Genomic DNA, 19923 nt, shown 5'->3' on the forward strand with positions numbered 1-19923 from the left:
AAGGAGAATGACTATGAAGAAACGAACTATCGGAACGCTTGAGGTATCGACGCTCGGCCTCGGATGCATGGGCCTCAGCCACGGCTATGGAGCGGCGACCGATACGAAGGATGCCGTTGCCCTCATCCGGTCGGCTCATGACCGCGGCGTGACCTTCTTCGACACGGCACAGGTCTACGGACCGTTCACCAACGAGCAGGTCGTCGGGGAAGCGCTCCAGCCGATCCGTGACAAGGTGGTCATCGCCACCAAGTTCGGCTTCGAGCTCCCGAGCCCGGATGGCGGGCAGCACATGAACAGCCAGCCCGCCTACATCCGTCAGTCTGTCGAGGGATCTTTGAAGCGGCTGCGAACCGACATGATCGATCTTCTATACCAGCACCGCGTCGATCCCAACGTGCCGATCGAGGACGTTGCGGGAACCGTCAAGGATCTCATCGCGGAAGGCAAGGTAAAGCACTTCGGACTTTCGGAGGCAGGCGCTCCGACCATCCGCAAGGCAAATGCTGTTCAGCCAGTGACCGCGCTCCAGAGCGAGTACTCGCTGTTCTGGCGCGAGCCCGAGAAGGAGATCATCCCGACGCTCGAGGAACTCGGTATCGGGTTTGTGCCATTCAGCCCGCTCGGCAAGGGTTTTCTCACGGGCAAGATCGACGAAACGGCGACCTTCGGCCCCGGCGACTTCCGCAGCGTGGTTCCGCGCTTCCAGGCGGAGAACCTCAAGGCGAACAGGGCGCTTGTAACAGCTCTGACGCAGATCGCCGAAGCCAAGGGGGTAACGCCCGCCCAGATCGCGCTCGCATGGTTGCTGGCGCAGAAGGATTGGATCGTGCCGATCCCCGGCACCACCAAGCTGCATCGCCTGGAGGAAAACCTCGGCGCCGTGTCGGTCGAACTCTCCGTCAGCGACGCTTCCGAAATCGCCGACGCCCTCGCGAAGATCGACATTGTCGGAGACAGATACCCCGCGCACCTTCAGGCACGCGTCGGAAAGTAAAGCCAGCGAGTAGCAATCCCATCCAGACAAAGGAAATGAAGATGACCACTACCGTCCCCTCCGTCACCCTGAACAACGGGGTCCAGATGCCGATCCTGGGATTCGGCGTATTCCAGGTTCCTGATCCCGCCGAGTGCGAGCGCAGCGTGCGAGATGCCATCGACGTTGGATATCGTCTGCTCGATACCGCGACCTCGTACGGCAATGAGGAAGCGGTCGGCACCGCCATCCGAAAGCACGGAATCGATCGAAAGGAACTGTTCGTCACGACCAAGCTCTGGATCGAGGACGCGACATACGAGGGCGCCAAGGCCGCTTTCGAGCGTTCGCTAAACAAGCTGCAGCTCGACTATCTCGACCTTTGGCTCATCCACCAGCCCTACGGCGACGTATACGGCGCCTGGCGCGCGATGGAGGAGCTTTACGAGGCAGGCCGCATCCGCGCGATCGGGGTGAGCAACTTCTATCCCGACCGTCTGGTGGACTTCGTGCTCCACAACAAGGTCGTCCCCGCGGTCAATCAGATCGAAATACACCCGTTCCACCATCAGGACGACGCTCAGCAAATTCTCCAGGAATACGGCGTGCAGCCTGAGGCCTGGGGTCCATTCGCGGAGGGGAAGAACGGGCTGTTCACGAACGAGCTTTTGCAGTCGATCGGCGAGAAGCACGACAAGAGCATCGCACAAGTCGTGCTCCGGTGGCTGCTCCAACGCAACATCGTCGCCATCCCGAAGTCCGTGCGCAAGGAGCGTATGGCCGAGAACTTCGCGATCTTCGACTTCGAACTCGACCAGGAAGATGTCGCGGCGATCGGCTCGCTCGACCAAAAGACCAGCAGCTTCTTTGATCATCGCGACCCGGAAAAAGTGAAGTGGCTTGGCACCCGCAAGCTCTAGCAGTGGTCGATGCCGGGGTGTCTGATTCCGTGCCATCGGCACGTTTGACATTCCGGTACACATCAGCGGAAGGTCCGAGATCAGGTTATCGTCTCACTGTTAAGCAATCGAAGTGGCGAGAACTTTCCGTAGGCGCCTCTATCAGTCACTCGCCCCCCGCTTTCAGGAGATCGAAGAAGATCTGGCCGGGCTCGTGGCGGTCCTTCGGCCCCTTTACGGCCGTAGGAGTTCGTATCGTGGAACGGCTGTTTTGAGCCCCATTTTGGCGGTTGAAAGACTCACAGTGTCCGCTTCAAAGCGGACACGCGTGACGTCCGCGACGACGGTTTGAAGTCGTGGCGAATCAGCGCCAAGCTCGCTCCCGAATCGTAGACCGGCGCGGATGGGAAACCTCGTTTCTTTCGTTCAATGCGCGGATGACGGCTCCCGCCTGAAGGGCGAGATCGAATGCGCCAGCGGTTACGTCACTCGTCCGAGATGAACTCCCCAAGATGCTGGCGGACCCATCTCGCCTCTTCCGCCGCCGTACGGCCGAAGTGGCGTTTGAAGTCACGGCTGAACTGGGCGGGACTGACATAGCCAACCGAAAGTGCGACTTCCGTTATGGTTCTGCTTTCTCGGGCCATGATCTGCCTTGCCTGATGAAGGCGCATCGCTTTCACATATTGCATCGGGCTGCTTCCAGTCAGCGCCTTGAAGTGCGCGTGATAGGAAGGAATGCTCATGCCTGCGTCGCTGGCTAAAGCTGCGACCGAAATCTCGGAGCAGAAGCTTTCACTCAGGCGGGCGAGACTTTGCGCGATACGTCCGGCCATGCCTTTCTGCCGCAGCGCGGCGACCATTGCCGAACCCTGCGGACCAACCAGAATTCGGTAGTACAATTCCCGCAGGATGCTGTTCCCTAGGACCGCCGTCTCGACGGGGCTGGCAAGCGCTTTCAATAGGCGCATGACCGCGTCTTCGATCTCTGGCTCCATACGGCTGGATATGAGGGTCTTTGGCTTGGTCGCCTTCTCCAGGTGCTGCCCTTCGAGCGCAGCAACGATCTCGGCAACAAGCGTCATATCGAACTCGACATAGACCGCCAGAAGCGGCCTCTCCGGACTTGCCACCGATTCCATGCGGAATGGAACAGGCACCGCCACTGCCAGATAGTGATCATCATCGTATACGTAGACTTCACCTTCAAGCACGCCCTGCTTGCGGCCTTGCAGCACAAAGACCGCTCCGGCCTTGTAAAGCACGGGCACGTTGTTCAGCACTGCCTCGGTTCTGAGGAGCCGGACGTCACGAAGTCCGGTCGCGTTGTAGCCTTGGCGCGGTGCGAGAGCTCCGGCTAGCTCAACCAGCTCCCGCCGCTTTTCTTGGTTTAGCTGCACTGTCATAGGAATTGGCAAAAGCTTTAGACAAAATGAGATCGAATAACGGCTGCACAAAGAATATCAGTCAAGTCCTCGGGCAACAATGTGGAAAGCAAAAATGTCTAAGAAAAACTTCTTCATAACCGGCGCGAATTCCGGCTTCGGTCTGGCAATCGCGACGGCGGCAATAGCCGATGGGCATACCGTCATTGGCACTGTCCGCTCTGAAGCTTCGAGAGCGAAGGTCGAGGAACTCCTCCCGGCTGCCCATACAGTGCTTTGCGATGTAACCGAATTTGATCGAATTCCGAACGTCGTCGAGCACGTCGAAAACGAATACGGCCCGGTAGACGTTCTCATCAACAACGCTGGATATGGTCACGAGGGCGTGCTCGAGGAATCTTCGCTTGAAGAGATGCGACGTCAGTTCGACGTCAACGTCTTCGGTGCCGTCGCGGTCGCCAAGGCGTTCTTACCCCGTTTCCGATCAAGACGTCGCGGCTTCATCGTCAACGTAACCTCGATGGGCGGAATGATCACTATGCCGGGCATCGCCTATTACTGCGGCAGCAAGTTCGCTCTGCAGGGCATATCGGAGGTCATGCGGTCCGAGATGGCTCCGTTCGGAGTGCATGTGACGACCCTATGTCCCGGGTCGTTCCGGACGGATTGGGCAGGACGTTCGATGGTTCGCACCGACAGGTCGATCGCCGATTACGACCCCCTGTTCGATCCCATCCGCGAGGCGCGTCAGGAAAAGAGCGGTCACCAGCTCGGCGATCCCGACAAGCTGGCGACCGCCGTGTTGACGCTGATCTCCTCCGACAATCCGCCGCCGCAACTCCTGCTTGGAAGCGATGCTCTCAAATTCGTATCGGCAAGGCTTGAGCGCATGCAAGGTGAGATCGAGGCATGGAGGGCGGTCACCCTCTCGACCGACGGTTGACCAAAGAGACGACCAGAGCGCCGGATGCAGCTTGTTGGCGGGCGCTCTGGTGAGCGGTGATGACCGCTATCGGCCGAGGCTGTGTGGAAACTCCAAGATGACGAGTGGAATTGCAAGTTGAGCGTCGAATAGCGGCGGCCTAGGCAAATAGCGACGGGGGCATCATCCCAAGAATTGACGGATATGAACGTCTGAAATGATCCGAATTCAACCACAACGCGTGAGGCGATCTCGGATAAGGGACGGCATTAAGTAGCGAAAGGTAATGTGATGCAAAATGCAAACGCAGAAGCGCAGCTCTTGGCGCACAGGCAGACAATCGACAATATCGACGCGGCTCTGGTTCATATATTGGCGGAGCGCTTTCGTAGCACAAACGAGATCGGCGTGCTCAAAGCACAGTTCAGTCTACCCGCCGTGGATAAGGAGAGAGAAGAGCGCCAGCACGTTCGGCTCAAGGAGTTGTCAAGGAGCGCCGGACTCGATCCGAATTTCATCGAGAGCCTGATGAAGTTCATTATGGGTGAAGTCGTCAAACGGCATCGTGCGATCGCTACCACTCATACCGGAAAACCATAAACACGATTGACCTTCCTACTGGAAGTTAGTGCGTCCTATGAGCAGTTTATTGACCATGGCGCTGAAGTCGTCGGCCTTCTCAAGGCAAGCATACACCACCATTTTCCGAGCAAGGTGGATCTGGTTCGAACCCTCATCGTTCGTTACGCCCAGATGCGCAGGAGCGGGTGGCCGCGCTTGAGCGCAATGCCAGTCGCTTGACGTCCCAGAAAACAATCGCTGTCGCGCCTCGATCCTCGCCGCCATGGAAGCGGCGACGATCCTGGAGAACCTGGGGGCGCGGCGGTCAAGCGGCGTTCGCCGCCACGGGCTTTCCGAACCGACCGATGTTTTCATCTCCCCATGCCTTCAGGGAGACAAGGATGGGCTCCAGGCTGCGGCCCAGTGGCGAGATCGTGTACTCCACCTTCGGAGGCACCTGCGCATAGACCTTTCGCTCGACAAGGCCATCGTCCTCAAGCTCGCGGAGTTGGTTTGTCAGGGTTCGTTGCGTTACGCCGCCGACATGGCGTCGGATTTCGTTGAACCGCATCGTTCCACCCAAGAGATGGAAGAGCACAACGCACTTCCATTTACCGTCGATCAGGCTAATGGCCGCCTCCACGGAACAGCCGGGATTGCAGTCGAAACGCGAATGTCGGACCTTGGCCATGCTAGTATCCTTTGTGCACCTACATGCACTCTGGCATGTACTCGATTGTTCAGCATTTACAGGGCACGTACTGCGCCGACAAGGCCGAAAGCCGGCCCGTCCAGACACACTAGGCCAGGCAGTCGCGTGTCCGGCGACCTGCGCCGCCTATGCAACTAGCTGATATCATTATCTAAACGAGCTAATTCCAAGCGCTTTCCGCGGCTTTTACGGTATCAAAACGGATACTATTGGCAAACGTTGTGCGTATCCCGCATGTGTGAATGTATCGCTACATTGGGATCACTGACGAACACATCAGTCGGCGACCGCTGGCGAAAACCGTTAGCTTCGCACCAATCCAATAGGAACACGCATGTCTCAAAATAGCTTCATCTCCCGCTCCATCACCCGCGAAGCCGCGGCCCGTCTCGTTGCCGCTACCATCGCCGCCTCCGAGCGCGTCGGGTTCGAGCCGGTCGTCGCGATCGTGGACGCGGCAGGCAATCTCAAGGCCTTCGAACGAAGTGATCGGAGCTCGTACCTCGCGGTCAACATCGCCATCGACAAGGCTTACACCGCGGCCTCGTTCGGACTTTCAACCGCGCAGTGGGTCGATCTCCTGGAAGATCGAGGCGCGTCGAACCTCAGGCACGTCCCCCGTGTCATGGCGGCTGCGGGCGGTTTCCCGATCATGGAAGACGGCGCGATTATCGGCGGCCTCGGGATTTCGGGCGGAAGCTGGGCCCAGGACCAGGAGGCTGGCGAGGCGGCCCTTCGCGACCTCGGCAAGTGACATTGACAAACAGGAAATGGAGACATCAATGAAAGCCATCGGATACAAGACGCCGTCACCCATCTCGGCGCAAGATTCGCTCGTCGACATCGAGCTGCCGCAACCGATGCCTGAGGGCCGCGACATCCTCGTCGAGGTAAAAGCCGTCTCGGTCAATCCGGTCGACTACAAGGTCCGCCGTAGCACGCCACCTGCAGGGGATGCCGAGTGGAAGGTCATCGGCTGGGACGCCGCCGGCGTTGTCGCCGCGGTCGGTGACGCTGTCACCAACTTCAAGCCCGGCGACGAAGTCTGGTATGCGGGTTCCATCACCCGGACTGGTGCGAACGCCGAATTCCATCTCGTCGACGAGCGAATTGTCGGCAAGAAGCCGTCGAAGCTCGGATGGGCCGAAGCCGCAGCGCTTCCACTGACTTCGCTGACCGCTTGGGAAGCATTCTTCGACCGCCTCGACGTGAAGAAGCCTGTCCCCGGTGCGGCTCCCTCGGTCCTTATTATCGGCGGTGCGGGCGGTGTCGGATCGATCGCCGTCCAGATTGCCAGGCAGTTCACCGACCTGACTGTCATCGCGACTGCCTCGCGTCCAGAAACGAAGGACTTTGTCACGTCGCTGGGCGCGCACCATGTCATAGATCACTCCAAGCCCCTCGCAGGCGAGATCGCGGCACTGGGTATCGGCGCTCCTGCTTTCGTCTTCTCGACGACGCAGACCGCTCAGCACGTCGATGACATCGCTGAATTGATAGCGCCGCAGGGTCGCTTCTGCCTCATCGACGATCCGTCGGGTTTCGACATCATGAAGTTCAAGCGCAAGGCGGTTTCCATCCACCACGAGCTGATGTTCACCCGCGCCATTTACGAGACGCCCGACATGGATCAGCAAGGCCTAATCCTCAACGAGATTTCCACCGCGGTCGATGCCGGGCGTATTCGGTCGACAGCCACGGTCAACCTCGGCGCGATCAACGCCGAGAATCTCAAGAAGGCTCACGAGCAACTCGAAAGCGGCTCGACGATCGGCAAGGTCGTACTCGAAGGCTTCGCCTGATCAAAATTGACGGCGGTCCTCAGGACCGCCGTCTGCATGCGCGCCGCCAGTTTTTCCTTCTTGAGGTCTATGTTGCGTCGGATCTCTAGGCAGCCTCGGGTGCGCAAATCAGGGAGAGTATCGGGATGTTGACTGCCCGCATCGCTGTTGCGAGCGGTGAAATCCGACTCGATACATCCCCTCGATCTACTGCGCGCGGTTGCGGCTGTCGCCAATCCCGGCGCCGGGGTGAGTTGGAAGGCAGCTGCCGCTACGCGCTTGGTTGATATTTTGATTGCGGCCTGAGAATCGACTCTGGCAAGTCGTTTTGAAATTTTTGATGGCAGCGTTACTACGCATTGACTGCTTTCGGTCCCGAAGCGACCGCAGAGGATGAGCCCAACCAAGGTCGGCTTCGCGCCTCCATGCCGGTCGTCGACACAACCCGCCCTAATTCCGAAAGGCGGTCAGTCTGCTATTCGAGTGATCGGAGGAGCGGAGCGATAAATCTACGACAAGTGGCAGTTTGTAATAAGCAATGCTACATCGGAGACACTCTCGCTCTTTTCGACTGGAGGCAAACATTCAGCTTCGCCATCTCACCACATTCGCCGCTGTCGCCGACACACTCAACTTCACCCACGCGGCCGAACGCGTTCATCTGTCTCAATCAAGTGTAACCGAGCAAATCCAGGCGTTGGAAGCCGACCTTGGTACTCGGCTTTTCGACCGGTCCCGCAGAAAGCTGATGCTCACGCCCGCCGGAGAGCGGCTGGTCGCTTACGCGGCGGAGCTGCTCAGGCTGGCCGAGGAAACGCATTCAGCTATTGCCGACGCTGGCAGCGTGGTGGCTGGAAGTCTCGTTATCGGTGGCCTTGAAACGCTTTGTGCCAACCGGTTGCCGCAACTGCTGGCGGAGTTCCACCGCCGTTACCCGGCGGTGGAACTCGCTCTGAAAACCGCTGACAGCGGCGGTCTGCGCAGCGGGGTGAAAAGCGGCGCCTTGGATATCGGCTTCCTTTTCGGGGAGGCAAAAGCATCCTTAGACATCCAAGGCGAGGCCGTTGCGGAAGATGCGCTGATGATTGTCATGCCGGCCGGCCATCGTCTGGCAAAGCACGCAATGATCGGGCCGGAGAGCCTCGCCGGGGAGGTTTTCCTCGTCACTCCGACTGGATGCATCTATCGAAGGATGTTCGATGAGGCCTTCGCAGCAACGCTCCCGGCAAGCCCAAGGATCATCGGGGAGTTCGCAAGTATTGGTTCGATAAAAGGGCTGGTCGAGGCCGGGCTGGGATGCGCGATGGTTCCGAGATCGGCCCTTGTTCCCGCGCGCGATCTTGTCGTCGCCGTTCCGTGGTCGGGCCCCAGCTCGACAGTGCCCCTCACAATGATTTGGCGCGCCCGGCGCGCGCGACCTCCGGCGACGGCTGCCTTTCTCGCCGTCGCCAGGGAAAGTTTCGGGCGCTAGACCAGACGCTGCCCGCCGTCGACATGGACAACGGTCCCGGTCATGAACGTATTGCGAATCACCGCTTCGATCGCTTGTGCGATATCGTCCGGCTGTCCGATCCGTTGGACAAGCAACCGCTTTGCCATAGCTTCCAACGCGGCGGTTTTGCCCGCGCCCGCAACGGACTCCCAAATAGGGGTGTCGACCCAACCCGGCGAGACGGCATTGACCCTCAGTGGTGCCAGTTCGACGGCGAGGGCGTAAACCAGAGACTCAAGTGCTCCGTTGATAGCGGCGACGACAGAACCCTTCGGCGCCGGTCGGTAGGCAGCGATACCGGAGGTTAGGGTAATTGAGCCGCCGGGGATCAGGCGCGGAGCCCCATGCTTAGCGAGCATGACCGGCGCGATCACTTTCGAATCGACCACCCGGCGCGCCGTCGAAATATCCATATCGTCCAAAGGCACGTAGACGCCACCAACGTCGGCTGCGGTCCAGACAATATGATGGAGATCACCCGTCGATGCGAACAGTCGCTCTACGTCGTCCTCACGCGTGACATCTGCGACGACAGTGTGGAGTCGTGGCGTATCAGCGCCAAGCCGTTCGCGAGCCAGCGTGAGCCGTTCGGAAGATCGACCGGCAATCGTCACCGTTGCTCCCCATTCCAGTAGCCTGTTGGCCACGGCCAGACCCATACCGGAACCGCCGCCGACAACGAGTATATGTTCCTGATGTTTGTTTGCTTCCATTCCTCTGTCCCTTCCGCTTTTGGTGGCGCGCATAGCGGCGTGCCGGATTGGCCGAAGGTTTACTTGTCCGGAGGTGGCGGAGGAAACGGGAATGTACGATTGTTTCAATCGGAAAAACCGGGAACGACAAGCGGGTCGAGGTCGAAACGAACTGGGGCGTGTTCTCAGGCGCATACGGGGGGAGATCGCATGGCGTTGGAGCTAATCGCGTGTTGCAAGGGCAGCGCCTCTGTTGATCACGCATCGCATTCCGAATACGGAACCGTCCGTTTTGACATTTGTACTGGGCCGGTCCGCTCCAGTGAGCCCGACAGGGTCCGCATTGCCGTATCACCCGCTGTTTGTCACAACTATCGCGGTTTACGCAATCGCTCAGTAGCCTTTCGGAAATGATTTTCCGCTTTGCGCCGCCATGCCGGCCTTAGAGAGAGGCTTTGCAGACTCCTCGAAGCAGACCTTGCTAGCGATTACGCTGGAGGTGGTGGTTAAGCCGGCATTGGCTATTGCTCATCTTCTGTGGAAATGGTGGTTCAAGATCGGACATTTGTCACCCATCATTATACGACGCCGGCTTTGCGTAGCCCTTCCATGACGAGCTCGAAATCGGCGGGGTTCTTAAAGGGCAAGACTTTGCGGCGGTATTCCAAGGAGTAGTCGGGATTGACGCGCAGCACCTCTTGCCACGTCGCCCGAGCCTCTTCGAAACGGCCGAGGTGTCCGTAACATGCGGCCAGAAGCGCGCGCGAGACGTCGGTGACGGGATTGAGAGTCACGCGCTGCACCAACAATTTAACCGCCTCTTCGTACCTTCGCAGTTGAAACCAGGCCCAAGCCTGAAAGTGGAGAACGACATCCGGAAAGTACGGGTTCAAGATCCTGGCCCGATCGAAACAGGCGAGTGCCTCCTCGGATCTGCCTGAATAGAGAAGTGCCTCCCCGAGGCTGACCTGCCCTTCGGCGAAGTTCGGATTGAGACTTATTGCACGCTCGGCCTCGCTGAGAGCTCTATCGTGCTGTCGCGAGTAAAGACTGACCACACTCAGTGCCCAGTGGGCCACGGGATCGCTATCATCCCGTGCCACCGCCAGCGTCGCAGCCTCTTCGGCCTGCTGAATCGAGCGCTGCGGCAACGCGCTCCACCGGTTCAAATAGTCGAGCCCGTGGGTCAGGGCGAGAAAGGCGTGCGCCGAAGCGAAGTTCGGGTCCAGTTCGACGGCATGTTGCAAAAGGTCGCGGGCGTCGCTGTTCGTTTGCTTCGTCAGGCGATGCCACAGCTCCCGGCCGCGCAAGAAGCAGTCGTACGCCTCGGGATGCCCGGTCTGCCCCGGCACCAGCCTTTTCCGATCGCCCTCTGTCAGGTTGACCGCCAGCGCATCGACGATCTGCTGCGTTACATCGTCCTGAACAGCGAATATGTCGGTCAGGTCGCGATCGAACCGCTCCGCCCATAGATGCCCGCCGGTGGTCGCGTCGATAAGCTGCGCCGTAATGCGTGCCCTGTTCCCCGATTTGCGTACACTGCCCTCAAGAACATACCGCACGCCGAGATTCGTGCCCACCTCCTGCACATGGACGTTCTTGCCCTTGAAGGTAAACGACGAATGGCGGGCGATGACGAAGAGCTGCCTCAACTTCGATAGCGCCGTGATAATGTCTTCCGAGATGCCGTCGGCGAAGTAGTCCTGTTCAGCGTCACCACTCATGTTGGCGAAGGGCAGGACGGCGATCGACAGCTTCGGCGACGTTGCCGTCGCAGGTTGGCTCGTCGCGGTTTCCGAGGCCGCGGCTGCCTTGGTCCCGGCGTTGCCGACTTGCAGCGAATAGACCCGGATTGGTTCGGCGATGTTCTTGAGTTGCGTGTTGCCGAGATCGCTGACCGAGAGGTCGAGCCTCGCCTTGACTTGGCGATAGGCATCCTCGGATAGGCAGATAGCGCCCGCCGCGGCGACGCCCTCCAATCGCGAGGCGATATTGACGCCGTCGCCCATCAGATCGCCGTCGCTTTCCTCGACGACATCGCCCAAATGGATACCGATCCGGAACTCGATGCGACGGTCCTGCGGCACGCCGTCATTGCGTTCAACCATACCGTTCTGCACCTCAATGGCGCAACGCACGGCGTCCACCACGCTGCGGAACTCGACCAGCGCACCATCGCCAGTTCGCTTCACCACCCTGCCATGGTGAACGGCGATCGTCGGATCGATGAGATCGCTGCGCAGTGCCCGTAGCCTCGCCAGGATGCGTTCCTCGTCGGCGCCGGCAAGCCGACTGTACCCAACCACGTCCGCAGCCAGGATGGCAGCCAGCTTTCGGCTCTCGCTCATGGCGCCGTCTCCTCACTTTCAGGATAGCAGGGAGACAGGGGGCAAGAAAGAACTTTCGGCCGCTGCTCAGAGCGCTCTCGGTTGCGATCGAACTGGACGCAGCCGACGTTGTGGCCCTACGCAATGACTGTTCTTCAGGCTCCCGGCCGATCGACGCTGTCGTTGCAGAAGCCCGCTCAGGTCAGGTCACGACGATGTCCGAGCCCCTCGAATATATGGTACCATCGCCGAGTTCATGGGGGCTCTGGGACAAGAGGACTTCTGAAACTATCAGACTCTACCGGAACGCGAGCGCGAGAAGGCCGCGCGGCGCGGATGACGGAGAGGGTTCAAATCTACGGCTTCGGATCACGCTTTCATGGGAAGACGCCGGCGCACGACGTGGACCTATTGATCGTTCATTCCGACGTCGGCTCGGCGTCCTGAACAGCGCGCTGGCGCAGAGGCCACTCGAGAAAAACAACCGTATTAGGTGATGCCGCCCAGATGCCCGCAATGGGCTGGAAAGCGTGCATTTGCCATATGGGAACCAACCAACCTCGAAAGAGTTTATTGCCTGGTCGTCGGGTCTTCCGTCGACCATATCATCACGAAATCTCGGGGACCTCATATGGAAAACGCAGGTATTGGCTGGATCGCCGCAATCGTCATCGGCGGCATCGCCGGTTGGCTCGCCGAACTGTTCATGAAAAGCAACATGGGCGTACTGATGAACATCCTTCTCGGGATCGTCGGCGCGATCGTGGCGAATTTTATCCTCGCTCTCTTCGGCGTGGTTCTCGCCGGGTGGCTCGGCTACCTGATTGCCGGCTTCATCGGCGCGTGCATTTTGATCGCTCTCGCTAGAATGATCAGACGTACAGCCTAGGCGAAGGACGCTACAGAACTACGAACAGACTTCGATATCTGCTCGAGAAGCTTTCGTAGGCTCGCAGAAATCCGGCATTATGGAGCAGACGGTGCCTTTCATCCGGTCGCCCCTCGCCGCTGCAGGTTAATTGCCCGACGTCGCTGCATGTTAATGGGACACGACTGAAATGATCGACGCACCGGTTTTCCGATTTCTCGGTGCGGGCATCGAAACGTCACACGAGCGTCCAACCCGTCCGTAGGACCTCGCCCCTAGCATAAGGGAATGCAATGATAGACCCCCGACCACTAAGCCAGTCACCGGAACGAAAGGTCGAACTCGACTAGACGGTCGACTTTCGCTATCCAGCCGCTGGCCGGGATATCAACGTCGCAAGGTTGTGCGGGTCACCAGGGCGTTCCCCATGACGGGTCGAGCGCCCTCCGCTTATTCCGAGTCAAAGAAACACCGCATCCAGATCTCTCGTCGTCTTTCTTCACGGCTTCGGCGCTTCCGGCGCCCAACTCATGCCGTTGGCGTCTTCGTGGCGGGCTTCACTACCAGAGACGCGCTTTACTGCACCGTTCCATCAGGAGGGCGGTCACGAATGGTTCAGCGTCGACGGCGCGCAATTACAACCCGGACGCATCCAGGCCGTGCGACAGGCTTCCGATAAGACCATCGGCGATGCTGCTAGGAAAGAGGGTTTCGAAAACGCGCTCGCCCGGATCGCTTTCGTCGGTGTGTCGCAGGGCGCGATCGTCGCCCTTGACGCGGTCGCCTCCGGACGATGGAAGGTCGGCGCACTCGTGTCTTTCGCAGGTCTCCTGCCGCCAACGCCGGTCTCCGGCACGAGTAAGGACACGCCCGTGCTCCTCGTGCACGGCAAGGAGGATCGGACCATCCCCTCGATGGCTTCTTCGCTAGCAGCGGCTCAGCTCGAGACGGCAGGCTTCAAGGTCGAGCTCGATATCGAGCCGGCCGTCGGGCACACGATCTCGTGGACCGGGCGCAGAAGGCGCTCGCTTTCCTCCGGAAGACTTTCGCCCGAGAATGGAAACCGTAGATCAGCGTGGCCGTTTCCATTCCATGAGCGATGACAAGCGCCGTTTCCGAGAGACGTTTCCGAACGCCCGGTGGAGAGCTTTCGTTCCGCGCCGACGGGTAATCTCCACGAACTAAAAAGTTCCCGCGATTTAATCGGGAACGAAGTGCGCATTCTGGCATTTGTGAGTGGGCACCGTCAAAAAGGAGACATCCGATGGGAAGCACGTCCGACAAGATCAAAGGCACTGCCAACGAAATCGCAGGAAAAGCCCGGCAGGCCGCTGGCAAGGCCATCGACAACCACGAGGAACAGGCAAAGGGCTCAATCCAGGAAGCGAAGGGCAAGGCGCAGGTCGCCAAGGGCGAAACCAAGGAGGCGGTCAAGAAGATCGTCGACAAGGCGTGACCGACAGGATCCACGCTCCCGAAACGCCCGTGGGGAGGCGGGTTTTTTCGCCACGAGAGGCGCCTATGATAACGCGGGTCTGTATGATCGCTGCGGCGGCAGTGGCATTCGCGTCCGACGCCCACGCTCAAGCGACGGTGGATCCCGCTGTGACGGCATGCAAGTCGACGGGCCTTCTGGCCCTTCAAGAAAGATCGCCGGAGGTTACGGATCTCGTTATGGATATTGAAAGCCTGGCGGTGAGTAAGGCAGACACAAAGGTCGGCGACGTTCCAATCAAGACCGTGATCCTGGGCGAGGCATATATTGCTCGCAAGGAGAAGACCGGAAAGCCTGACCGCTTCGTTTGTCTGCTCGGCGAGAAGGGCAAGGTGCTGTTGACCTTTTTTACCGCGCAGTAGGCGTCGAAAAGTGATCGGATCTGTTCTGCCCAGTGATCGGCGGAAAATGAAGCGCAGCGCATGCCAGCACGAAATCTAGCGTTTAGACACCGTCCGTCCTTCCGTTTGAAAGCATGGTCGACCAACGAGATGAATGCCATTCCATTATGTTGGTGCGGGCGGCCTTGCAGCGGAGACCGCCACCGTTCTTGTTGCGGGGTCGTCCATTCCGGGTTTAGATCGCCCTCAGACGACCAGGGGTATACAAGCAGCAATTCCAACACCGCATGCAGCATGATCGCGGGCAGAAGCAGCGTTTCGACATGCGCTGCCTGGAAGAAGACCGCCGCCAGGTAGATGGCCGTCAGGACATTGTAAATCATCATGCCCGCGAGCGCTGGGCTTCTTTTAGAAATTTTCCTTCCCGACCACGCCATGATGCCCAGTGCGAACAACGTCAACTCGGTGAGGGGAGGCGACGGCCCGACCAGCGCCCGATAGGGCTTCCCCAAGCAGTAGTTGGGTAACCGTGTTCGGCAGAAGGAAGAGGGCGATGCCAGTCGGAGTTTCGATGCATGCCGCTATTTTAAACAGCAGGGTAAATGGCATGGCCGGATCTCCATCTTGAAGGCTTTCAACGACCGGCGGAGCAACGCTGCACTCGATGCCTAGTCGCGCGATTTAACCTTAGCGTCGCCAGCCTTCTGCTGGTCTGCCGCCTCAAGCTGCAGCGGGCCGAGGTGGACGGACAGCTTGTCTATCTTGCATCGAACGGGAACGGCAACTGATAGTCCTTGGCATTCAACTAGTCTTGTCCTGTCTGCGCCTGTCGCAGTCGTCGATCAGGATGCGCGCACCTCGTCGTCGTGAACACGCACGATGCCGACAAGGTCGCCAACGACCAGGTCGCGTTTGCGGCCTTTCTCGGCAGGGAGACCGCCAGCATCTGTTATAGCGAACGGTTCCCGGAGTACGGAATGATCGCGCTAGCGCGATGGCTAGATATCACGCTCCCGTCGTCGGCGGTTGTGGACGAGGCGATCGCCTACCGACGACGAATGAAGGCTTAGGTTTTGTCGCCGATCTTCTTCGAACTGTTCGGCGCCTTCAATCGGGCGAATCTAGTTCTCGCGGCGCTGATCCAGAGCTCGTAGGTCGGGGTGAGCGGCATCGGCGCGTCGTGCAGGACGCCGAGCTTGATTTCCGCCTCCTTCTCGTCCGCCGAAAACAGTCGCGAGCCACATTCAGGACAGAAGTGGCGAAATTTCGAACCACGGTGGTTCGCTCCTGTCGGTTAAGAAACTGGGCTGGCGCGGCATTGCTGCCGCGCCTCGCCAATCATGCTTTGATCTGCGCAGACGCCTTGCCGAGCTTAACCGATGGCTCGCGACCCCAGACACGCAGCTTTCCCAGCTCCTCCACGAAAGCCGCAAGGCCATCGTCGCCAGGTAGCGCTATCACTCCCTCGTCGAGAGCGTCGGCGATTCCTGCCTTTTCAAGCAGTGGCAGTGCCGACGGATCGTAGCCGATGAACTTGCAGTGCTGGAAAGCGTCGGCGACGAAGTCCCGCGCCGCTGCCTCCTTGACGAGATCGTCGATCGCCTCGGCGGAGGTGAGGAGGGCGACGGCGTCGAAGAGTACCGATGGTCCGCCGTCGATCATGTGATGGGCCTTGATCAGCGTCCCGTCCGAGGCTGTGACTCCGCCCACCTTCGGCGCGATCACGTCGAAGACTGCCTTCTCCTTGGTGACGGCGTCCCCAAGGGCCTTGAGCAGCTTGGCGTCGACGCCATCGGTTACCAGAATGCCAAGTTTGCGTCCCTCGAAGCGTTTGGGACCACGCTCCACTATGCTGAGGGCCGGCGACGGTTCGAGGTCCTGGCGGGTTGGCATCGCCGCGTCGGCGGGCTCCGGCATGGATTGGAAACCGAGTTTCTGGGCGACGGTGGAGGCAAGCGTCTCCTCTATGTTCAGGAGATGCGAGACCATCCGCTCCCGGATCGCGGGCGTCTCGACCTTGCTGAGCTCGAACGTCAAGGCCGCCTCGATATGACGCTGTTCGGGCGGGGTCTGGCTGATGTAGAACTGCCGTGCCTGGCTGTAATGGTCGGAAAAGCTTTCCGGGCGCAGACGCACCTTTGGGCCTTCCTCTTCGGCGGGAAAGTGACGGTAGCCTTGTACAGGCGACTCCCTCGGCCCTTCGCCGAAGGAGTTTGGCTGGTAGTTCGCACGCCCGACGGGATTGCGCATCGCCATGTGGCCGTCCTGCTGGAAAGTGTGGAAGGGACACTTCGGCGCGTTGATCGGCAGATGCGTGAAGTTCGGGCCACCCAGCCGCTTGAGCTGCGTGTCGAGGTAGGAGAAGTTGCGCCCCTGCAGCAGCGGATCGTTGCTGAAGTCGATCCCCGGAGGGACGTTCTGGGTCATGAAGGCGACCTGCTCGGTCTCCGCAAAGAAGTTGTCAGGCATGCGATCGAGAACCAACCGACCAACCGGCTGAGGGGGTAACACTTCCTCCGGAATGATCTTTGTCGGATCGAGGACATCGAAGTCGAAGCTGTCGGCAAAGTCCTGGTCGAAGAGCTGAACCTGCAATTCCCATTCCGGGAAATTTCCGGACTGGATCGACTGCCAGAGATCGCGCCGATGGAAGTCAGGGTCGGCGCCGTTGATCTTCACGGCTTCGTTCCAAGCCACCGATTGCAGCCCGAGCTTCGGCTTCCAGTGGAACTTGACGAAGGTCGACTCGTCCTTTGCGTTGACGAAACGGAAGGTGTGAACGCCGAAGCCTTCTATGAAGCGCAAGGAGCGCGGGATCGCCCGATCAGACATAACCCACATGATCATGTGCATGCTTTCCGGCGTCAGGCTGATGAAGTCCCAGAAAGTGTCATGGGCCGACTGCGCCTGTGGGAAGTCGCGGTCCGGCTCCGGTTTGACGGAATGGATAAGGTCGGGAAACTTGATGGCGTCCTGGATGAAGAATACCGGAATGTTGTTGCCGACTAGATCCCAGTTGCCCTCCTTGGTGTACATCTTCACGGCGAAGCCGCGGACGTCGCGGGCGAGATCTGACGATCCCTTGCTGCCTGCAACCGTGGAGAACCTGACGAAGACCGGCGTCTTCTCGCCCGCCCGCTGAAACAAGTCGGCACGAGTGTAGGCCGCCAAGGATTCGTAGGTCTCGAAGAAGCCGTGCGCGCCATAGCCGCGGGCATGGACGACGCGCTCGGGAATCCTTTCGTGGTCGAAGTGGAAGATCTTTTCGCGGAAGTGGAAGTCGTCGACGACGAGCGGACCGCGGGCGCCGACCCGAAGCGAATTCTGGTCGTCGGCAATAGGGCCGCCTTGTGCCGTTGTCAAAACGTCGTGGCCATCTTCGGCGAACTGGTGGAGTTCGCCGCCTTCGCCGCGATGAGGGCTCTGGTCGTGAATGGTAACAGTGTCGGATTGCGTGACTATAGCTTTCTTGGTCATTCTCTTCGTTCCATTTTTGGATGCCGCATGAGGTCGAAACTAGAAAAGGCCGCCCCAGTGGATGGCCTTCCTAAGATTCAAGCGGCCTTTCTTCCCTTGGGATTTGCTGACGCCCGTGCGAGCTGGGTAAGCTTCGTGTCGGTGGCTTCCTCTTCGGCAAGGGTTGCCTGCAGAAGAGGCGCAGCCTCTCTGAGCCCGAGCTGGTCGGCCCAGGCGATCAGGGTGCCGTAACGCGCAATCTCATAGTGCTCGACTGCCTGAGCCGCCGATATTAAGCCCGCGTCAAGCGCAATCGAGCCCTTGTATTCCTCCATGATCTCTTCGCCTTCGGCGAGGATGCCCTGGATGGCTTCGCAGGTCTTGCCACGAGCCGATTTGCCGATGAGTTCGAACACCTGTTCGAGACGCTCGATTTGTCCTTGTGTCTCGTCGCGATGCTTGAGGAATCCGGCTTTGCCTTCTTCCGACTGCGTCGCGCGAGCCATCTTTGGAAGGGCCCTCAAAATCTGCTTTTCGGCAAAATAAATGTCCCTGAGCGTATCAAGAAAAAGGTCGTTGAGTGTCTTTTCGGGAGCCATGGTGTCCTCCTATGGCGAGCTTGCGGCCACCAAACTCCGCGTGATGGTGGATGTTCCCGTCCATGAGATGATCGGACGTCCCCCGTCTCCGGGACGTTGCCTCGATCCGTCAAAGAAAAAGAAAGCCGGTCGGCCGCGTTTGAACCTGCTGGGGTACGAAACGAGCCGAGCGGTACAGATAGAACCTCCACCGATCGTCGTTGTTCCATCGATCTCGGCTTTCTTCCAGATAGATGAAGTGAAAGGCCCGCGCGATTTTATGGGCGGCTTGGAACAGCGACCTGATCCCGGAGTTATCGCTCTCCCGTGTGGCCCGGAGAAAGCAGGAAATCGCCTCCTTCAAGCGCGACTACCACGGCAAAGACGCAGGCGGTCTCTTGGACGCTGTCGCTGCTCAACGATAAGCCGATTGCCTAGCCTAAGAACTGTCGGGATCGTCCGAATAACGCCCGCTACCGCTTCGTTGCGTCTGAACCACGATGACGTGCTTCGAAGTTCAGGAGTGCAGCATCTGTTCCGCCTCATTGAGTGATCGACATTGTTCCGGTCGGCGACGAGACATCCAACATTCCAAGGAGCCGGCTTTTCGCAGCGGGTGCGTGAGCTAGACTGCTCGAGCGTGCGATAGGGACGCAACAAGCGAGTGGCCTGCCGGGTTATCACTCGACCGTAGGCGCGAAAATCGGCGACGCGCCTGCGACCGAGCGCACCGCTTGGCCACGGTCCGCTGACAGGAAACTTAGCCACGCTCCGCTGACAGGAAACGATCATGAAATCGGGTCCTGGTCTCCACCGCGATCGCGGTCATGCTACGCGCTTCCGACAACCACGTGGAGAGGGAACCGCCGCGGCGGCACCCTTCGCGGTTGCTCCCGGATTGGAACTTGCAGCCCACACCGGAATTATGGCGAACGAACCAGATCACCGGCAATGACATCAGGAAGGCGGAACCCTGCCAACGGCCCACTGGCGCCAACGAGGACCCGTTCGACGACTTCAAGATCGCCTGCATGGGAACCGTTCGGCCCGTCTTCGCAAGAAAGAGCTTCTCGCGCATTGTCAGCCAATCATCGAACTATCAACGGGCCGATGCATCGGCGCTGAAGCCCTGATACGGTGGAAGAAACCTGATGGCACGTGGGTCAGACCTGACCTCTTCATTCCTTTCGCAGAACAGAACGGCATGATCGGTCAAGTCACGGCGATCATGATCCAAAACGTTATCTTGAACATGAAAATGGCGCTCGCCGAGCATCGCGACATGCATGTTGCGATCAACATATCGCCGCAGGACCTGGAAAGCGGTCAGTTCCTGACATTGATCACCGACGAGATTCATGCGGCTGACGTGCAAGCGTCGCAGGTCTGGCTGGAGGTGACGGAGCGCGGCTTCATTCACGCCGACATTGCCCGGACC

20 protein-coding genes and 2 pseudogenes are annotated in these 19923 nt (G+C 59.4%); 15 read left to right on the forward strand and 7 right to left on the reverse strand.

The genetic code is table 11. The features are described 5' to 3' along the window. Nucleotides 1-13 precede the first annotated feature (13 nt). Both AC1DPR_RS27585 and AC1DPR_RS27590 read left to right on the forward strand, forming a co-directional pair. Nucleotides 14-997, forward strand: a complete 984-nt coding sequence (locus AC1DPR_RS27585; RefSeq protein WP_477817615.1) for an aldo/keto reductase — start codon at nucleotides 14-16, stop codon at nucleotides 995-997. Between the two features lie 41 nt (nucleotides 998-1038). Then, entirely contained in the window at nucleotides 1039-1896 is an 858-nt protein-coding gene (locus tag AC1DPR_RS27590; RefSeq protein WP_477817616.1) for an aldo/keto reductase, read from the forward strand. Nucleotides 1897-2360: 464 nt separating this feature from the next. Here the strand turns inward: AC1DPR_RS27590 and AC1DPR_RS27595 are convergent, their stop codons facing one another. Beyond that, nucleotides 2361-3281 carry an AraC family transcriptional regulator gene (locus AC1DPR_RS27595; protein ID WP_477817617.1) on the reverse strand — a complete coding sequence of 307 codons (921 nt, stop codon included), beginning with the start codon at nucleotides 3279-3281 and terminating at the stop codon, nucleotides 2361-2363. A gap of 94 nt (nucleotides 3282-3375) precedes the next feature. Here AC1DPR_RS27595 and AC1DPR_RS27600 point away from each other — a divergent pair, with 94 nt between their 5' ends. The 3 genes and pseudogenes from AC1DPR_RS27600 to AC1DPR_RS27610 all read left to right on the forward strand — a co-directional run. Beyond that, nucleotides 3376-4203 carry an oxidoreductase gene (locus AC1DPR_RS27600; RefSeq protein WP_477817618.1) on the forward strand — a complete coding sequence of 276 codons (828 nt, stop codon included), beginning with the start codon at nucleotides 3376-3378 and terminating at the stop codon, nucleotides 4201-4203. Nucleotides 4204-4473: 270 nt separating this feature from the next. Then, nucleotides 4474-4782, forward strand: a complete 309-nt coding sequence (locus tag AC1DPR_RS27605; protein WP_477817619.1) for a chorismate mutase — start codon at nucleotides 4474-4476, stop codon at nucleotides 4780-4782. 60 nt (nucleotides 4783-4842) lie between these two features. Then, nucleotides 4843-4950: pseudogene (locus AC1DPR_RS27610) on the forward strand (TetR/AcrR family transcriptional regulator); the annotation flags it as partial. Nucleotides 4951-5068: 118 nt separating this feature from the next. On the opposite strand, the gene AC1DPR_RS27615 reads toward AC1DPR_RS27610, so the two are convergent. Then, complete coding sequence (locus tag AC1DPR_RS27615; RefSeq protein ID WP_018858739.1) at nucleotides 5069-5434, reverse strand: winged helix-turn-helix transcriptional regulator; 366 nt, start codon at nucleotides 5432-5434, stop codon at nucleotides 5069-5071. Between the two features lie 355 nt (nucleotides 5435-5789). On the opposite strand from AC1DPR_RS27615, the gene AC1DPR_RS27620 reads away from it, so the two are divergent. From AC1DPR_RS27620 to AC1DPR_RS27630, 3 genes are all read left to right on the forward strand, one after another. Continuing rightward, nucleotides 5790-6209 carry a GlcG/HbpS family heme-binding protein gene (locus AC1DPR_RS27620; RefSeq protein WP_477817620.1) on the forward strand — a complete coding sequence of 140 codons (420 nt, stop codon included), beginning with the start codon at nucleotides 5790-5792 and terminating at the stop codon, nucleotides 6207-6209. A 28-nt stretch (nucleotides 6210-6237) separates the two neighbouring features. Further along, nucleotides 6238-7257, forward strand: a complete 1020-nt coding sequence (locus AC1DPR_RS27625) for a zinc-binding alcohol dehydrogenase family protein (RefSeq protein WP_477817621.1) — start codon at nucleotides 6238-6240, stop codon at nucleotides 7255-7257. Between the two features lie 517 nt (nucleotides 7258-7774). Next, nucleotides 7775-8707 (forward strand): LysR family transcriptional regulator, encoded by a 933-nt coding sequence (locus AC1DPR_RS27630; protein ID WP_477817622.1) that lies wholly within the window; start codon nucleotides 7775-7777, stop codon nucleotides 8705-8707. Here the strand turns inward: AC1DPR_RS27630 and AC1DPR_RS27635 are convergent. Then, nucleotides 8704-9441 (reverse strand): SDR family oxidoreductase, encoded by a 738-nt coding sequence (locus AC1DPR_RS27635; protein ID WP_112666842.1) that lies wholly within the window; start codon nucleotides 9439-9441, stop codon nucleotides 8704-8706. The two genes, AC1DPR_RS27630 and AC1DPR_RS27635, sit on opposite strands and share 4 nt — an antisense overlap. A gap of 557 nt (nucleotides 9442-9998) precedes the next feature. Further along, complete coding sequence (locus AC1DPR_RS27640; RefSeq protein ID WP_477817623.1) at nucleotides 9999-11768, reverse strand: adenylate/guanylate cyclase domain-containing protein; 1770 nt, start codon at nucleotides 11766-11768, stop codon at nucleotides 9999-10001. Between the two features lie 610 nt (nucleotides 11769-12378). On the opposite strand from AC1DPR_RS27640, the gene AC1DPR_RS27645 reads away from it, so the two are divergent. The 5 genes from AC1DPR_RS27645 (at nucleotide 12379) to AC1DPR_RS27665 (ending at nucleotide 15521) form a co-directional block, all read left to right on the forward strand. After that, nucleotides 12379-12636 (forward strand): GlsB/YeaQ/YmgE family stress response membrane protein, encoded by a 258-nt coding sequence (locus tag AC1DPR_RS27645; protein WP_018858753.1) that lies wholly within the window; start codon nucleotides 12379-12381, stop codon nucleotides 12634-12636. A 509-nt stretch (nucleotides 12637-13145) separates the two neighbouring features. After that, a complete protein-coding gene (locus AC1DPR_RS27650) occupies nucleotides 13146-13718 on the forward strand; it encodes an alpha/beta hydrolase (RefSeq protein WP_477817624.1) in 573 nt (190 codons plus the stop codon). Between the two features lie 161 nt (nucleotides 13719-13879). After that, nucleotides 13880-14071 (forward strand): CsbD family protein, encoded by a 192-nt coding sequence (locus AC1DPR_RS27655; protein ID WP_018858755.1) that lies wholly within the window; start codon nucleotides 13880-13882, stop codon nucleotides 14069-14071. Nucleotides 14072-14289: 218 nt separating this feature from the next. Then, nucleotides 14290-14472, forward strand: a complete 183-nt coding sequence (locus tag AC1DPR_RS27660) for a hypothetical protein (RefSeq protein ID WP_340651987.1) — start codon at nucleotides 14290-14292, stop codon at nucleotides 14470-14472. An 845-nt stretch (nucleotides 14473-15317) separates the two neighbouring features. After that, complete coding sequence (locus tag AC1DPR_RS27665; protein ID WP_112648922.1) at nucleotides 15318-15521, forward strand: hypothetical protein; 204 nt, start codon at nucleotides 15318-15320, stop codon at nucleotides 15519-15521. Here the strand turns inward: AC1DPR_RS27665 and AC1DPR_RS27670 are convergent. From AC1DPR_RS27670 to AC1DPR_RS27680, 3 genes and pseudogenes are all read right to left on the reverse strand, one after another. Beyond that, a pseudogene (locus AC1DPR_RS27670) lies at nucleotides 15450-15712 on the reverse strand (GFA family protein); the annotation flags it as partial. The gene AC1DPR_RS27665 and the pseudogene AC1DPR_RS27670 overlap by 72 nt on opposite strands. Before the next feature lie 77 nt (nucleotides 15713-15789). Continuing rightward, on the reverse strand, nucleotides 15790-17928 hold the full coding sequence (katE, locus tag AC1DPR_RS27675; protein WP_477817625.1) for a catalase: 2139 nt from the start codon (nucleotides 17926-17928) through the stop codon (nucleotides 15790-15792). A 77-nt stretch (nucleotides 17929-18005) separates the two neighbouring features. Continuing rightward, complete coding sequence (locus AC1DPR_RS27680) at nucleotides 18006-18506, reverse strand: DUF892 family protein (RefSeq protein ID WP_112648926.1); 501 nt, start codon at nucleotides 18504-18506, stop codon at nucleotides 18006-18008. A gap of 884 nt (nucleotides 18507-19390) precedes the next feature. On the opposite strand from AC1DPR_RS27680, the gene AC1DPR_RS27685 reads away from it, so the two are divergent. Together AC1DPR_RS27685 and AC1DPR_RS27690 are read left to right on the forward strand one after the other, a co-directional pair. Further along, nucleotides 19391-19618, forward strand: coding sequence for a hypothetical protein (locus tag AC1DPR_RS27685; protein WP_477817626.1), 228 nt, complete (start codon nucleotides 19391-19393; stop codon nucleotides 19616-19618). Continuing rightward, nucleotides 19576-19923, forward strand: a 348-nt coding sequence (locus AC1DPR_RS27690) for an EAL domain-containing protein (RefSeq protein ID WP_477817628.1), incomplete at its 3' end; no start/stop codon positions are given. The genes AC1DPR_RS27685 and AC1DPR_RS27690, both read left to right, overlap by 43 nt.

It is taken from the genome of Rhizobium sp. 01T417 (assembly GCF_056398905.1).